General features: G+C 34.6%; 1 protein-coding gene. It reads right to left on the bottom strand.

Annotated elements, in window-relative coordinates:
• Nucleotides 1-101: 101 nt before the first annotated feature.
• Entirely contained in the window at nucleotides 102-587 is a 486-nt protein-coding gene (locus CP368_RS10110; protein ID WP_255405117.1) for a GNAT family N-acetyltransferase, read from the bottom strand.
• Nucleotides 588-786: the final 199 nt, after the last annotated feature.

Below are 786 nucleotides of genomic sequence, written 5' to 3'. Positions count from 1 at the left end.
TATCTGGCTAATTATATATAAAAAAGTGAAATCTCAAGTTAAAAAGATTAATCAGAAATTATAAAGAGGATTTTCCTTGTTTAGTAGGAAAATCCTCTTTTCTATAATTCTTTTACCATATTAAAACTACTTACATTATCAGGATCAGGGATATCATCACTAGTCTTACCCTCGTTTACAAAGCCTCGCTTTTCATAAAATGAAAATAACTTCGGCAAGCAAGTCAAAGTGACCGCTGTCCTATTTTGCTTCTTAGCAATCTTAGACAATTTATCTAATAATTTGGTAGCTATTCCTTGCTTTCGAAATTCCGGACTAACTGCCAGACTTAAAACTGTTTGATATTGATCATCTTTACGATTAAGATGATTTTTAAAATAGATTTCATCTTCAATATAGCGCTTATTAAATGCTGGACCAAAAACATGTCCTACTACTTGATGATCAATTTCTGCTACTAAAAAAGTATCAGGATAGTTTTCAATTCGCCCGATCATATCTTTTTGAGTCATTTCTTGACTCATCTCAAAAGTATCCGATTCAATAGAAACTACTGAATCCAAATCATTCATAGTTACTGATCTAATTAGTCAACTACCCTAGACTGAAGTCTAGGGCTTAGTGGCTCGTTAGCTTACGCTAACCAGAACACCAACTTGCTTAGATACGGACTTGACTTACCAGCAATAGTCTTTTGACTATTGCCGATAGAGGTCGTCTATTTACCAAAGCCTTTTAAGTCCGCGAATTGCTAGCGGACTGCAGCCTAGCTTAGGCTGCTTTTTT

This window comes from Lactobacillus sp. UMNPBX17, assembly GCF_002553735.1.
GTDB classification, from domain to species: domain Bacteria; phylum Bacillota; class Bacilli; order Lactobacillales; family Lactobacillaceae; genus Lactobacillus; species Lactobacillus gallinarum.
Note: the sequence above shows the minus strand (reverse complement) of the source record. Positions and strands in the feature narration are given on the sequence as shown.